At 74.0% G+C, this 13409-nt stretch carries 12 protein-coding genes and 1 pseudogene; 4 read left to right on the top strand and 9 right to left on the bottom strand.

What is annotated here, in order from left to right; all coding sequences use genetic code 11:
- Positions 1 to 101 precede the first annotated feature (101 nt).
- From ACFZCD_RS20315 to ACFZCD_RS20285, 7 genes are all read right to left on the bottom strand, one after another.
- Positions 102 to 665 (bottom strand): ATP-binding protein, encoded by a 564-nt coding sequence (locus ACFZCD_RS20315; protein WP_391832706.1) that lies wholly within the window; start codon positions 663 to 665, stop codon positions 102 to 104.
- A 322-nt stretch (positions 666 to 987) separates the two neighbouring features.
- Positions 988 to 1638, bottom strand: a complete 651-nt coding sequence (locus tag ACFZCD_RS20310) for a DUF4360 domain-containing protein (protein WP_391832704.1) — start codon at positions 1636 to 1638, stop codon at positions 988 to 990.
- Positions 1639 to 2076: 438 nt separating this feature from the next.
- Positions 2077 to 2292 carry a hypothetical protein gene (locus ACFZCD_RS20305; protein WP_391832702.1) on the bottom strand — a complete coding sequence of 72 codons (216 nt, stop codon included), beginning with the start codon at positions 2290 to 2292 and terminating at the stop codon, positions 2077 to 2079.
- The gene (locus ACFZCD_RS20300; protein ID WP_391832700.1) at positions 2270 to 4309 is read right to left on the bottom strand and encodes an ABC transporter ATP-binding protein; all 2040 of its coding nucleotides are present in this window, start codon (positions 4307 to 4309) and stop codon (positions 2270 to 2272) included. The genes ACFZCD_RS20305 and ACFZCD_RS20300 overlap by 23 nt, the downstream gene beginning before the upstream one ends.
- Before the next feature lie 534 nt (positions 4310 to 4843).
- Positions 4844 to 5788 (bottom strand): D-alanyl-D-alanine carboxypeptidase family protein, encoded by a 945-nt coding sequence (locus ACFZCD_RS20295; protein WP_391832698.1) that lies wholly within the window; start codon positions 5786 to 5788, stop codon positions 4844 to 4846.
- 196 nt (positions 5789 to 5984) lie between these two features.
- Complete coding sequence (locus ACFZCD_RS20290) at positions 5985 to 6746, bottom strand: CbtA family protein (protein ID WP_391832696.1); 762 nt, start codon at positions 6744 to 6746, stop codon at positions 5985 to 5987.
- 21 nt (positions 6747 to 6767) lie between these two features.
- A complete protein-coding gene (locus ACFZCD_RS20285) occupies positions 6768 to 6995 on the bottom strand; it encodes a CbtB domain-containing protein (protein WP_391832694.1) in 228 nt (75 codons plus the stop codon).
- A gap of 287 nt (positions 6996 to 7282) precedes the next feature.
- On the opposite strand from ACFZCD_RS20285, the gene ACFZCD_RS20280 reads away from it, so the two are divergent.
- The 4 genes and pseudogenes from ACFZCD_RS20280 (at position 7283) to fes (ending at position 11715) form a co-directional block, all read left to right on the top strand.
- Complete coding sequence (locus ACFZCD_RS20280; protein ID WP_391832692.1) at positions 7283 to 7885, top strand: histidine phosphatase family protein; 603 nt, start codon at positions 7283 to 7285, stop codon at positions 7883 to 7885.
- Positions 7886 to 8028: 143 nt separating this feature from the next.
- A pseudogene (locus ACFZCD_RS20275) lies at positions 8029 to 8172 on the top strand (short-chain fatty acyl-CoA regulator family protein); the annotation flags it as partial.
- A gap of 14 nt (positions 8173 to 8186) precedes the next feature.
- Positions 8187 to 10379, top strand: coding sequence for a Fe(3+)-hydroxamate ABC transporter permease FhuB (gene fhuB / locus ACFZCD_RS20270; RefSeq protein WP_391832690.1), 2193 nt, complete (start codon positions 8187 to 8189; stop codon positions 10377 to 10379).
- Positions 10380 to 10485: 106 nt separating this feature from the next.
- The gene (fes, locus tag ACFZCD_RS20265) at positions 10486 to 11715 is read left to right on the top strand and encodes an enterochelin esterase (protein WP_391832688.1); all 1230 of its coding nucleotides are present in this window, start codon (positions 10486 to 10488) and stop codon (positions 11713 to 11715) included.
- A 71-nt stretch (positions 11716 to 11786) separates the two neighbouring features.
- Here the strand turns inward: fes and ACFZCD_RS20260 are convergent, their stop codons facing one another.
- Both ACFZCD_RS20260 and ACFZCD_RS20255 read right to left on the bottom strand, forming a co-directional pair.
- Positions 11787 to 13196: a DHA2 family efflux MFS transporter permease subunit gene (locus ACFZCD_RS20260; protein WP_391832686.1), complete on the bottom strand. Its 1410-nt coding sequence runs from the start codon at positions 13194 to 13196 to the stop codon at positions 11787 to 11789.
- A 5-nt stretch (positions 13197 to 13201) separates the two neighbouring features.
- A complete protein-coding gene (locus tag ACFZCD_RS20255) occupies positions 13202 to 13405 on the bottom strand; it encodes an MbtH family protein (RefSeq protein WP_391832684.1) in 204 nt (67 codons plus the stop codon).
- Positions 13406 to 13409 lie beyond the last annotated feature (4 nt).

Raw genomic sequence — 13409 nt, 5'->3', positions numbered from 1 at the left:
GTCCCTCGTCGCCGTGACACCGCAGCGACTCCATGGTCTCTCCGAACCGGGCAGGTGCGCATCGTGCGGGGCGGATCACCTGCGGCGCCGCGCGTTCCGGATTACGGAAGGCGCAGCGTGAACCAGACCGTCTTGCCGTTGCCGGAGGCGTGGTGGCCCCACTGGGCGGCGATCTGCTCGACGAGCCACATGCCGCGCCCGTTCTCGCTGTCGGGCCCGGCCTCGCCGCAGCGGGGCAGGTAGCCGCCCGTGTCGGTGACCTGGGCGACCAGATGGCCCTGGCTCCGGCTCAGCACGAGCTGGATGCCCCGGGAGGTGCCGGGGACGTGCACGACGGCGTTGGTGACGAGCTCGGAGAGCAGGAGGGCCGTGTCGTCGGCGAGGTCGTGGAGGCCCCACTCGGCCAGCAGCTGCCGGGAGAACCGGCGGGCGGCCGCCACGGAGCGCTCCGTCGCCGGGAGCGAGAGGGCGTGCGTGGCGCGGCCGGGCGCCGGGATGCCGTGCGGCGGGTTCACGTGGGAGTGCCGCCGGGCGAGCGGGCCGTGCATGCACAGGGGGATCTGATGGATGTGCTGGTCCCAGGGACCGGGAAGCTTCCGCGGGAAGGCGCCCGGAAGGGCTACCGCCGGGTCGGTGGCGCTGATGAGGGCGTCAGCCGAATGCAAGGGACTCGCGGTGTCGCGGCTGGTTGCATACATGTGGCTCAGTGCAATCGGGATGGCGCGAAGGGCGCTGGACGAGAGCTCGTCCCCGTCGCCGCCACGGCCCTGGAAGCTGTGCGGGCCGCGGGTCTCCGCTGTGTGGTTCCCCCCACAGTCGCCTGATTTTCGCCAGAGGTCTATACCCACTTGGTCACGGCTCCCGAGCGGAGCGCTATCAGCGCAGGTGGGAACGGGTGAGGGCGGCATAAATTCGCGCCCGGGCCGGCGGACTCCGCGATGGGTGCGGCGGGCCCGCCGGCCCCTGCGTCCCGGAGGTGCGGGGCCGCTACTTTCTCGGGCACTCCTTCCAGGCCAGGTGGTAGACGGTGTTGATGTCACCGTCGGTGGAGTCCATCGTCATGAAGCTGGTGGTCTTGGCCGGGTCGGAGGTGCCCGCGTTGACCCGCAGCTCCGTGTTGATGTTGAAGTTGCGCTTCTCGCCGCAGGGGGCCCAGACCAGCGCGGCCACGTCGACGCGGTCGGTGGCCTGCCAGTTGTCCGCGAAGTTGCCGCGGAAGGTGTGGCTGATGGGCGTGGTCACGGAGGACCCCTGGAAGTAGTACGAGGCCTTCTCCGTGCCGGTCGCCCCGGGCTCCAGCTTCGCGTACCCGCGGTAGTCCGCGCTGGCGATGGCGTACGTGAAGCCCTGCGGCACGTGCACGATCAGGTTGAGCTGGCAGTTCTTGCGGAAGTCGGTCGGCTTGGACCCCACGCCCACCTGGGCGAGGTAGTCGCTGTAGGTGACCGTGAAGGCCGTGTTGTCGGGTGCGACGGCCACCGCGGCCGTCCCGGCGGGACAACCCGAGCCGTTGACCGTGGCGATCTCGATCACGATCTTGTCCGGGGGCGGGTTGACGATGATCGACGCGTCGTACGTGGATAACGGTGAGGCGAACAGCGCCGCGAGCGCGGCTCCTGCGATGAGGGCGCCGGGCATGGCTCTCCAATCGGTTGTCCTCGGAATGAGCGACTGCATTCCGGCCGGGACCGCGCGGGGCGCCGGACCGGAATGGGTGGGAGCATGGAACGGTTAGGGCATGCACATGCCATGCCCTGCCTCCCAAGAACCCCTGGGGACGGGGAGCGTTCGAATGGTAGGAGTCGCCACCCGAGTGCGCCAGACTCCGCGTCGGACAACCGTTCCCCGGTTCTCACGGCACCGGAGAAGCCCAGGTGGCCGGGGTCCGCGGGCCGTCACAAGCGCCGCCCGCCTGTAGACACATGCTCAATACAGGGAAATCGGCGAGGCGGGGCCATACCCGGAACCGTGAATTCACCCCGGTTTTCCCGGCACCGGTCACCGGCGCGGCAGCGTTCCGGAATTCGGACGGCGCCGGGCGTAACTCCGGCGGCCGGGATTCCCCGGCCGCCGGTCTTACTTGTCGGCCAGCCCCGGAAAGGCCTGCCCGAGATGGACGCAGAGCATGGAGATCAGAACGGCGGCCGTGATCACACCCAGGCACCCCAGGACGTCGCGCAGGGTGCTCGCCAGCGGGCCCAGCGGCTCCGGCGGGGCCGGCAGCGGTGCGGGCGGGACGGGTGGTGCGGTCGGGGCGGCCGCCCGGTCCTCAGGTCTGGGCGGGCTGTGCATGGGACGAACTCGTGTGCAGACCCGGGGCGGTGCCCCGGGGGGAAGCGGGCGCGGGGGCCGGAGCGGTACCGGCGCCCCCGGACTGCGGCGCACCGAAGCCGTACTGGGCGGCCTGGAGCTCGTACATCGACCGGTACAGGCCGCCTTCGACGGCCATCAGCTCCTCGTGCGTGCCCTCCCCCACCACGCGGCCGCGGTCGAGGACGTAGATGAGGTCGGCGGTGGCCGTCGCGGCGAGCCGGTGCGTGATCAGCAGGACGGTGGTTCCGTCGTCGGTCAGCGTCCGCAGCGACTGGAACGCCTCGGCCTCGGCCCGCGGATCGAGGGCCGACGTCGGCTCGTCGACGATCAGCAGCGGCGCGCGGCGGTAGCGCGCGCGGGCGCTGCCCAGCCGCTGCCACTGGCCGCCGGAGATCTGCGTCCCGCGCTCGAAGCCCTTGACCACGAGGCTGTCCCACTGGTGCGGCAGGGACGAGATGACGCCCGTGGCACCGGATTCGGCGGCCGCGCGCTCGATGCGGGCCTGGTCCGGCGGCGCGGCGGGGCGGCCGATGTGCACGTTGGCGCGGGCGGTCATGGGCCAGCGGGGGAAGTCCTGGGAGAGGACGGCCACGTGCTCGAAGAGCTGCTCGCGATCGGCTTCGCGGATCTCGACGCCGTTCCAGTACAACTGCCCGGAGGTCGGCAGGTACAGCCCGGCGACCAGCTTGGACAGGGTGGTCTTGCCCGAGCCGTTGGCGCCGACCAGGGCGACGACCTTCCCCGGCGGGACGGTCAGGCTCACGTCGCTGAGCGCTGCCGCCGTGGCACCGGGGTAGACGAAGGTGACCTTGTCCAGCCGGATCTCCTTCACGCCGCGCGGCAGCGGCGTGCCGCCGGTGGGGATGGCCCGGCGCTCGGCCTCCGCGCAGGCGCGCTCCAGGTCGCCGAGGTACATGGCCTCCTCGTAGAGGCGGTTGGTCTGGGTCACCAGCGCGGTGAGGCTCGCACCGGCGGTCCGCACGGTGATCACCGCGGTGCCGGCGACGGCCAGCGGCATTCCTCCCGACGCCAGCAGCAGCCACAGCACGCCGTAGACGGCGAGGGCGGCGGCCCCCGAGAGGGCGGACGCGGCGCTGCGCGTGACCGCCTCGGCACGGGCGAGGCGCTGCTGTTCCCGCTCCACGGTCGCGGCCATGTCGTCGTAGGCGCCGACGAGCATGCGGCCGGCGCCGTGCACGCGGATCTCGGCGGCGGTGTCGTGGCCGGTGAGCGTGGAGGTGAGGACGGAGATGGCGCGCCGGTGCTCGATCCAGGCGTGCCGGGAGGCGTACTGCCGGCGGGCGGTGACGACCGCGCCCCAGCCCTTGGGGGCCGCGACGAGCACGAGCATGAGGACCAGCGACGGGTGGAGCAGCGCGAGCACTCCGGCCGAAGCGGCCAGCCCCACCAGGGCGTTGACCACGGTGACGGTCGATCCGATCATCAGCCGGACCGAGTCGGTGCCGAACCGGCCGGCGTCGAGCAGGCGGTGGAAGTCCTTGTCCTCCAGGACCGCGAGCTCGACACGGACCGCGCCGCGGTAGAAGCGGGCGGTGCACACCCGCTCCACCTTCGGCTCCAGTTGCCCCGCGGCGGCCAGGGAGACGGCCGAGAGCAGGGCGGTGGCGGCGGCGACCGAGGTGATCGCCAGCAGCGACGGCAGGGCCTCGCGCAGCCGCCCGGGGGTGGGCCCGGCGGTGAAGAGGGCGGTCAGCACCCGGTTGGCGGCGACCAGCCCGAAGGCGCGCGTCAGGCCCTGGCCCAGCTCGGCGCCCAGCAGGACGCACAGCGCCGGGCGGTCCTCGCGCCAGGCGGCCCGGCCTACGGTGGCGACCATGGCCGGGAGCTGACGGGCCATCGACCAGAAGGACAGCCGCAGCAGCGGCCGCTCGTGGGCGACGAAGGCCTTGTCGGGCCGCAAGGCACCGCCGAAAAGGAGGAGTTCGCTCTCCGAGACGGGGATCGTGCGCGGCGGGCGCCGCGCGAAGGGCGTCACCGCCCCTCCGGTACGCGGTAGGCTCGCGGGCCGGTCGCGGGCGCGGCGGGGAACGCGCCGGAGGACGCTCCGGGGGACGCGTGGGCGGACGCCGCGGGGGACGTGGAGCGGGACATGGAAGCCTCCTGAGGACGGTGGGGCTGGCCGGCGGGTGCGGGCAGGAGGGCGCTGGTGCTTGGCGGCGAGACGCGTCGGTGAACCGATCCGTGCCAAGGGCATGGCCGAGGGACACGCCGGCGCTGCGGTACGCGGCGACGTGCCGTGGGGTCGGGCTGAGGGTGGTGGGCGGGCCCCCGGCGGACGGCTGCTCGCCCGACGCCGTCGGGGTGTCCGCGGCTTTCCGGTGCCCGTTTCCGGACAGGTAGGACTCTATCCGCCCCGGCCGGGGGGAGCGTTCGCCATCCCGCAGTTACGCGCAGACTGTTCACTCGTTCAGGTATAAATCACCGCGGCTTCGCGGGAGTTGGTAGAACGCGAGCCCGGACCCTCGGCGGGGGTCCGGGCTCGGGAAAATCCTTCGGGAGGGGCGGGCGGTCAGTCCTCGTGCGCCATGGAGGGGAGCCGGCGCAGCTTCAGGGGCGTGTGCTTCCCGAAGGCGTAGTCGAGCATCTTCGCGGCGTCCGGATAGCGGTTCGCGGCGTCGTTGAGGAGGACGCCGACGACGGTCCGGCCGCCGTTCCGCGCGGCGAAGACCAGGCAGGGGCCCGCGGCCGTGGTGGTCCCGGTCTTGACCCCGGTCACGCCGCCGTACGAGCCGAGCAGCTTGTTGGTGTTGTACCAGGTGTAGAGCCGGTTGACGTTCGCGGCCTTCTGCTGGGTGTTCAGCGCTCCGGTGACGGTGCGGAAGGTGCTGTTGTTCAGGGCGTGGGCGGCGAGCCTGGCCAGATCCTGCGGGGTGGAGTGGTTCCCGCCCGCGGAGGAGATGCCGTCGAAGGAGTCGTAGTTGGTGCCGGTCAGCTTCAGCTGCCGGGCCTTGGCGTTCATCTTGGCGATGAAGGACTTCGTGCGGGCCGCCTCGTCGGGGCCGGTGCCGAAGGCGTCGGCGAGGGCGTAGGCCGCGTCGCAGCCGGAGGGGAGCATCAGCGCGTAGAGCAGCTGACGTGCCGTCAGCTTGTCGCCGGTGCGCAGGTCGGCCGTGCTCGCGCCGGTCCGCTGGACGTAGTCGCGGTAGGCCTGCTTGATCTCGATCTGCCGTTCCAGGTCCGCGCCCGGAGTGTCCAGGACCACCACCGCGGTCATGATCTTCGTGGTGCTGGCCATGGGCCGCTCGACGGTCGCCGCCTTGCCCCACAGTGGGCGACCGGAGCGGGCGTCCATCAGATAGGCGCCCTTCGCGCCGACCGAAGGGCCGGGCGCGGCGTGCGCCGCCGGTGCCGGGAGGGCGGCGGCGACCGCCGCGGCCGTCGCCGTCACCGTTGCCGCCAGGGGCGCTCCCCACGTTCCCCGGCGGCGGTCCTGCTCTCCCCCACGTCGCTGCATCAAGGCTCCATTCCTCTGGTGTCGGGTCGGGCGGACGGCATCGTCGCACCGGCCCGGGCACGAGAAGAAATCCCGAACACGCGTGGGTGAAGGGCACTTCAGGGGCTGACGGGAGCGCGGGGGCCTGCTGCAACGGAAGAGCCCGCCCGGGTGCACCCGGGCGGGCTCTTCGTACGGCGGTCTCTCCCGCGCGGCCTCAGCCTGCCGTGGCCGCGGTCCGCGCCGGCTTCTCCGGCGACCCGGCCCGCGGGACCAGGAGCCGTTCGGCGAAGTGGCCGAAGACGAGGCCGAAGCCCGTCCACAGCAGGAGCTGCATGGCGAGCGCCGACATGCGGAACTTCCAGAGCAGGCCCGCCGGGAAGTCGTCGGGCAGCTCGTTGACCGAGGGCAGGAACGCGTACGCCAGGCCGACCGCGACCACGAAGGCCGCGCCCGCCGCGACGGTGGCGTTCCAGTTGCCCAGACGGGGCGCGAGGCGCTTGCCGAGGATGACCGTGCCGACCGCCAGCAGAACGCTGAGCGCGATCATCAGGAAGTAGAGCGCGGTGCGCTTGCCGATGGTGTCGGGGTCGCCGACGGACGGCGGGTTGGCCGGATACTTGAGGAACGGCACGACGTAGACGGCGAGGAGCGCGCCGAGCGACACCAGGGCGGCCGTGGCCCGGGGGCCGAAACGGCCGATGCGGCCCAGCGCCACGCAGAAGACGAGCGAGGCGATGCCGCCCAGGGCGACGCCGTAGACGAGGATGCCGGTGGCCAGCCCGGCCGTGGACTGCAGGGTGCGGCTGACCGGCTCGTCACCCCCGCCGTGGTCATGGCTGTGCGCCTCCTCGAAGGCGATGGCGGAGTCCACATGGGGCTCGCCGAGCAGATAGGCGACGACGAGGGCCAGGACGCCGGCTGCGAGGCCCGCGAGCATGCCGCGGACGAGCAGGGCTCTGACGGAGATCGAGTTCACGGTGGTACCCCTGGCGGGTCGTCAGTGGCAGGGGAAACCGAGGAGGTGGCGCCCGTCGTGGAGCCACTCGTGGACGTTCTCGCCGGAGACGACGGAGGTGGCGCCCTGCTCGGCGCCGACGAAGTACAGCAGGACCAGCATGAGGATGCCGGCGAAGAGCGCCCACGGGGCGATCGCCTTCAGCGAGATGGGGGCGACCGCGGGTATGGCGGCGGGCGCAGCGGTGGCGGGGGCGGTGGACTGGGCCATGGCAGAACCTCCTGGGGAAACACGCGTCCCGATTGTTGGGGCTTAGGACGACAGTGCGGGGTCTGACTTCCCTGCGGGCCTTCCGCCGGGTACACAGTGGCGCGACCGTGCCGGGTTCTCACCGGGCTTCCGTCACACCGTCGTCATTGCCACGCGACCGTACCGCGCGCCGGTCGCCCGCGCCACGGCGTACGGGTGCGCACCCCGGCGCGCGGGCCCGGTGACGCCCGTGGTCTGCTACTGCGCGGCGCACACCGCCCGTTGACCGAAGGGGGACTTGGACCACCGTGACCGTCCGTGTGATGCTGATCTCACCGGCCGTGACCGCCTCCCGCGAGGCCCGGTTCGGGGACGACGGACCGCTCGACGCGGCGGGGCTGCGCCGCACGCGCGGGGCCGCGGGCGCGGTGCCGGCGGCGGGGCTGGTGCTGACCGCGCCGTCCCCCCGCTGCCGGGACACCGCGGCGGCCCTCGGCGCGGACGCCCGCGCCGAACCCGCCCTCCGCGACCTCGACGCGGGCCGCTGGCGGGGCCGCGGGCTGACGGAGCTGAGCGCGTCCGAACCCGGGGCGCTCGCCGCGTGGCTGACCGACCCGGGCGCGGCGCCGCACGGCGGCGAATCCGTCCGGGACGTGGTCGCCCGCGCCGGGACGTGGCTGGACGGCCTGCCCGACGGCCGGGTCCTGGCCGTTACCACCCCCGCGGTGATCCGCGCCGCACTCGTCCACGCACTGGCCCTGCCCGCCGAGTCCTTCTGGCGCCTGGACGTCCAGCCGCTGACCCTGACGGAACTGTCGGGCCGCGGGGGGAGGTGGAACCTCCGGTGCGGGGCGCCGCTGGCCGTGCCGGGACCCGCACATGGGGAGTCTCCGGCAGCGCCGGAGGCGTAGCAGGGGGCTGAGCGCCGCGGCGACGGAAGGGGGCGGCGCGGCAGACCGGACTGTCCTTGCACGCGCCGCCGCAGGCGAAACCCTCCGCCGCAATGGCGATCGGCCCGGTTCGGCCTCACCGGCGGTGCCCGCGGCAGGCGAGCCGGGCCTGCGGACGTCTGGACTGCCCGCAGCGGGCCGTTCCGCCGCTCGGCCGGCGCCTGGCCGTGGACGAGAACCGGACGACGTTCGTTCCGTATCCGGTGGCGCCGCATCCCGGCTCGCCCGCGGAAACAGAGATTTATTAGGTTAGCCTTACCTTATGATTGTCTCGCAAGCCGGCCCTCCGGAGGTACAGCTCGCCGGCCAACAGGCCCCGGCGGGACGCGTGCAGGGCAACCGGACCGTCCTGACCGCCTCGGTCGCACTGGCGGCCGTGGTCCTCGTGCTGTCCGCCCTCTCCCTGTCCACCGGGGCGGGAGAGGTCGGGGCGGGGGACGTGCTGGACTACGTCCTCGGCCGGCACGGGGCGCGGGACGACTCCCGTCTGTCGCTGGTCGTGGGGGACTTGCGCCTCCCCCGGACGCTCACCGCGCTGGCCGTCGGCGCGGCGCTCGGCACGGCCGGCTGCCTGCTGCAGGCCGTCACCCGCAACCCCCTGGCCGAGACCGGCCTGCTCGGCGTCAACGCCGGCGCCTCGCTCGGCGTCGTCACCGGCATCGCCTTCCTCGGCGTGCACAGCGGCTACGGCTACCTGCTGTGGGCCTTCGGCGGCGCCGTCCTGGCCAGTGCCCTGGTGCTGCTCGTCGCGAACCGCCGCGGCGGCGGCTCCCCGATGCGGCTGGTGCTCGCCGGGTCCGCGCTGGGCGCCACCTTCGGCGGCATCACCAGCGTGCTGGTCGTCAACTCCGCCGAGACCTACGACCGTTTCCGCTTCTGGGTCCTCGGCTCGCTCGCGGGCGTCGAGGGCCTCACCCGGCTGACGAGCCTCGCCCCCGTCCTCGCCGCCGGCTTCGTCGTCGCCCTGCTGATCGCCCGCCCGCTGTCCGCCCTCGCCCTCGGCGACGACCTCGCCAAGGGGCTGGGCCACCGGCCCGGCGTCATCCGCACCGTGGTGGCCGTGGCCGTGACGCTGCTCACCGCGGCGTCGGTGGCACTCGTGGGGCCCGTCTCGTTCCTCGGCCTGCTGGCCGGATTCCTCGCGCGGGCCGTCACCGGGCCCCGCCTGACGGCACAGATCCTGCTCGCCGGGCTCATCGGCGCGGGCGTGCTGACCGGCTCCGACGTCCTCGCCCGCGTGGTCTCCCGGCCGTTCGAGGCGCCCGTCTCCGTCATCATCGCCCTCTTCGGCGCGCCCGTCCTCATCGGCATCGTCCGTTCGCGGCGGATGGCCTCGGCGGGCATGACCGGCCCCGCGGCGGAGGACGGCCCGGAGTCCGGGCGCGGAGCGGCCGTCCGGCTGCCGCGGCCCCGCAAGGGAGAGGGAGACGGCGACAGCTTCGTTGGCCGGGCCGACGCCCTGTCACTGCTCCTCCACCGCCGCGCCGCCGTCGCCGCGACCGTCCTCGCCGCCCTGCTCGTTGCAGCCGTCGTGCTGTCCGCGTACGCCGGGCAGAGCGACATGGGCCTGAGCCGTACGGTCAGCGCGGTCTTCGGATCGGGCGACCGGTTCGACGTCCTGCTCGTGCAGAAGTTCCGGCTCGGCCGGATCGTGGCCGGGCTGGCCGCGGGCGCGGCCCTCGGCCTCGCCGGCTGCCTGACGCAGACCCTCGCCCGCAACCGGCTCGCCACGCCCGAACTGCTCGGCGTCAACGACGGCGCCACCGCCGCCGTGCTGCTGTCGGCGACGCTCGGCGGCACGTTCGGCGCCTGGTGGGCCGGGCCGCTCGGCGCGCTGGCCGCCGTGCTCGTCGTCACCGCCGTGTCCGGCGGCCTCGGGCAGCGCGGCTACCGCGTCCTCGTCGTCGGCCTCGCCATGTCGGCGCTGGCCTCGGCGGTCACCCAGGTCGTGCTCTCGCGCCGCTCGCTGAACTCGGCGAGCTCGCTGTACGTGTGGACCTCCGGCAGCCTCAACGGCCGCAGCTACTCCGTGGCGGTCCCCGTCCTCACCGGCCTCGCCGTGCTCGTGCCGCTCGCGCTCGTCGTCGCGCGCCACCTCAACGTGCTGCGGTTCGACGACTCCACCGCGGCCTCGCTGGGCGTCGCGCCGGGCCGGGTGCGGCTGGTGTGCATGCTGCTCGCGGTCGGCCTCGCCGGCCTCGCGGTCGGCATCTGCGGGCCCGTCGGCTTCATCGCCCTCGCCTCGCCCGTGATCGCCGGCCGGCTGGCCGGGCCGCTGCGGGTGCCCGTCGTCGGGTCGATGCTCGTCGGTGCGACGCTCGTCGTCCTTGCGGACACGGTGGGGCGCGTTGCGCTCGACGGGACGGAGATTCCCGTCGGGATCGTCAGCACCGTCCTTGGCGGACCGTTCCTGCTGTGGGTGCTGCTGGGGCGGTCGTCGGCGACGCGGGTGTAGGCCCTGCGGGGCTCCTTCCCCACCCCGCCCCTCCCCGTAACCGGGCCCCGTATCGCGCTGAACGCGCTCGGCCTCAATCGCCGGCCGGGCTGAACCAGGGAGCACCATGCCACTGCAAAGTCCCGCCCTCCGCGAGCTCGCCGACGCCGTCCGCCACGGCGCACCCGACGCCCTCGGCACCTTCTGGCGGCATGCCGCCACCGCCGGCACCCCCCTGGTGGAGCCGGACCCCGAGGGCGACCCCGCCCGGCGGCTCGTCACCTTCGTCTGGCGCGATGCCCCCGCCTGCCCCGCCACCGACGTGCTGGCCCTCCTCCACACCGTCACCGACAAGGACCGGCACGCGGGGAACCTGGCACCGCACCTGATGGAGAAGCTGCCCGGCACGGATGTGTGGGCCATCAGCCACCGGCTGCGCGGCGACCACCGGGCCTCGTACCAGTTCTACGCGGCCCGCGGCCCGCGCGAGGAGACGCTCCGCACCGACCGCGAGTCCTGGCTGCGCGTCCTGGACGCGGCGGTGCCCGACCCGCTCAGCGCGCGCCCGCAACTGCCTTCGCGCGACGGGCGCAACCCGTCCTCCGTGCTGGAGCTCCCGGACGCGCCCGCCCAGGCGTGGGCCGCCCCGCGCCCCGGGACGGCACGCGGCGAGCGCGCCGCCACCGTCGTCGGCGGGCGCCGCATCCATGTGCACCTGCCCGCCGGGCACCGGGCGGACGGCGGCCCGTACCCCGTAGTCGTGCTCCTGGACGGCGAGATGTGGGGGCCGGTCCTGGACTTCGGCACCACGCTCGACAACCTGTACGCGGACGGGGAACTGCCCCCGGCCGTCACGCTGATGGTGGACACCATGGGCCGCGAGCGGCGCATGGCGGACCTCAGCTGCAGCGAGGGGTTCGTGGACTGGCTGGCGGACGTCCTGCTGCCGTGGGCCGCGCAGGCCTGCGGGGCGACGGACGACCCGGCCCGTACGGTCGTCGCGGGGCAGAGCGCGGGCGGGCTGACGGCCGCGTTCGCGGCGTTCCACCGGCCCGGCCGGTTCGGCAACGCCCTGTCGCAGTCGGGTTCCTTCTGGTGGCCGGACGGGACCGAGTTCGGCAGCGGCAGCGAGTGGCTGACCCGGCAGTTCGCCGTCACGGAGAAGCGCCCGGCCCGCTTCCGCCTGGAGGTGGGGCTGCAGGAGTGGATGCTCCTCCCCCAGAACCGCCACCTGCGCAACGTCCTGGACGCCCGGGGCTACGAGGTCGCCTACGGCGAGTTCAACGGAGGGCACGACTACGCGTGCTGGCGGGGCGGACTCGCCTCGGGGCTGGCCGCCCTGCTGGGCGGCTCCTGACACCGGCGTAACTGCGGGCCGGGACCGGCACATGAGCACCGGTCCCGGCCCGCAGTACGCCGGAAGGCCCGTCAGGCCGCCACGGCCCGTGCCTCCTGCGGCTCGTCGTCGTACGGCGGCGGTGCCGGCGCGTCCTTGGGCATGCGCAGTGCGACGAGCGCCCCGGCGGCGATCAGTCCGGCCGTGACCAGGATGGCCACCCGGTACGGGCCGGGGTCCGCGTCCTGCGCGTGCGAGCCGCCGGAAGCGGCGATCACCGCGGCGGTGGCGGCGATGCCGAGCGCGCCGCCCAGCGTGCGCACGATCGTGAACAGGCCCATCGCCTGCCCCATGGCCGGCGGCGGGACGTCCCCGAACCCGGCGATCTGCACGGTCAGCACGGCCGTGCCCAGCACGAGACCGACGCAGAACATCAGCACCCGCACCGCCCACGCGCTCTCGGCCACGCCCGGCACGGCCAGCGCGGCGAACACCGCCGTGGCCAGCAGCAGGGCGGGCACGGCCAGCAGGCGCGGGCCCGTCCGCGGCAGCAGCCGGTCGGTGACCTGCGAGGCCAGCATCAGGCCGAGCGCCTCGGGGAAGACGCTCAGGCCCGCGTCCAGGGCCGAGGCTCCGAGCGCGGCCTGGTGGAGCAGCGGGAAGGCGAAGAGGACGCCCATCAGCCCGGCCGAGGTGACCAGGGCGAGCACCGTGGCCGAGGCGAACGCCTTGCCGGCGAGGAGGCGCAGTTCCAGCAGCGGGTGTCTCGCCCGGAGCTGGTGCACGCACGCGGCGGCGAGCAGGAGGAGCCCGAGCGGGCCGGCCACGGCGACGGACGGCGAGGTCCAGCCGTGCGCGGGGCCGAAGCCCAGCGCGTAGGTGAGCAGGCCGAGCGCGGGGGTGGCGAGGAGGAAGCCGGTGACGTCGAAACGGCCCTCCGCCTCCTCCTTGTGCTCGCGCAGCCCCGCCGCGCCCAGCAGCACCGCGGCCGCGCCGGCCGGCACGTTGACGAAGAACAGCCAGTGCCAGGAGAGGTGCTCGGTCAGGAAGCCGCCGAGCGGCGGCCCGAGGGCGGGCATGAGGGCCGTCGGCACGATGAGCACCTTCGACAGCTTCGTCCGCTCGTGCGGCGCGAAGGCGCGGAAGAGGAGCGTCATGCCGACGGGGGTGAGCAGTCCGCCCGCGAGGCCCTGCACCACGCGCGCGAGGACCAGCGCCGTGAGGCCCTGGGCGAGCCCGCAGGCGGCCGACGCCGCGGTGAAGACGGCGAGGGCGCCGAGGAAGACGCGTTTGGTGCCGAAGCGGTCGCCGAGCCGCCCCGCGACGGGCAGGGCGACGGCGAGCGCCACCAGGAAGGCGACCTCGACGGTGCTGGCGGCGGAGGCCGGCTCGCCGAAGTCCCGGGCGATGGTGAGCAGCGCCGGGTTGACGATGGTGGAGTCGAGGCCGTTCATGCACATCGCCGCCGTGTACACGATCACGACGGCGGTGCGCGGGTGCACGCTCTTCACCCCTGTGCCGCCGGGGTCAGGTCGGTCCAGTGCTCGGTGATCCAGTCCAGGGCCCGCTGCCGCTCGCAGGGGCCGTGGGCGGTGGTCCAGCCGTCCGGTACGGCGGCGAAGCCCGGCCAGAGGCTGTGCCGGCCTTCAGCGTTGACGAGGACGAGAAAGGGGCCGTCGCCGTCGAAGGGGTTGGCGGGTGCGTCGCTCATGGTG

This window comes from Streptomyces sp. NPDC008001, from assembly GCF_042958085.1.
In the GTDB taxonomy this organism is placed as follows: Bacteria; Actinomycetota; Actinomycetes; order Streptomycetales; family Streptomycetaceae; genus Streptomyces.
The sequence above is the reverse complement of the archived record's forward strand: the minus strand, read 5'-3'. Positions and strand labels throughout refer to the sequence as shown.

Excerpts from the sequence above, each read along its gene's own strand:
- fes (WP_391832688.1), top strand. The coding sequence starts at position 10,486 with ATGCCACTGCAAAGTCCCGCCCTCCGCGAGCTCGCCGACGCCGTCCGC.
- ACFZCD_RS20295 (WP_391832698.1), bottom strand. The coding sequence starts at position 5,788 with ATGCAGCGACGTGGGGGAGAGCAGGACCGCCGCCGGGGAACGTGGGGA.
- ACFZCD_RS20305 (WP_391832702.1), bottom strand. The coding sequence starts at position 2,292 with ATGCACAGCCCGCCCAGACCTGAGGACCGGGCGGCCGCCCCGACCGCA.
- fhuB (WP_391832690.1), top strand. The coding sequence starts at position 8,187 with ATGATTGTCTCGCAAGCCGGCCCTCCGGAGGTACAGCTCGCCGGCCAA.
- ACFZCD_RS20285 (WP_391832694.1), bottom strand. The coding sequence starts at position 6,995 with ATGGCCCAGTCCACCGCCCCCGCCACCGCTGCGCCCGCCGCCATACCC.
- ACFZCD_RS20310 (WP_391832704.1), bottom strand. The coding sequence starts at position 1,638 with ATGCCCGGCGCCCTCATCGCAGGAGCCGCGCTCGCGGCGCTGTTCGCC.
- ACFZCD_RS20255 (WP_391832684.1), bottom strand. The coding sequence starts at position 13,405 with ATGAGCGACGCACCCGCCAACCCCTTCGACGGCGACGGCCCCTTTCTC.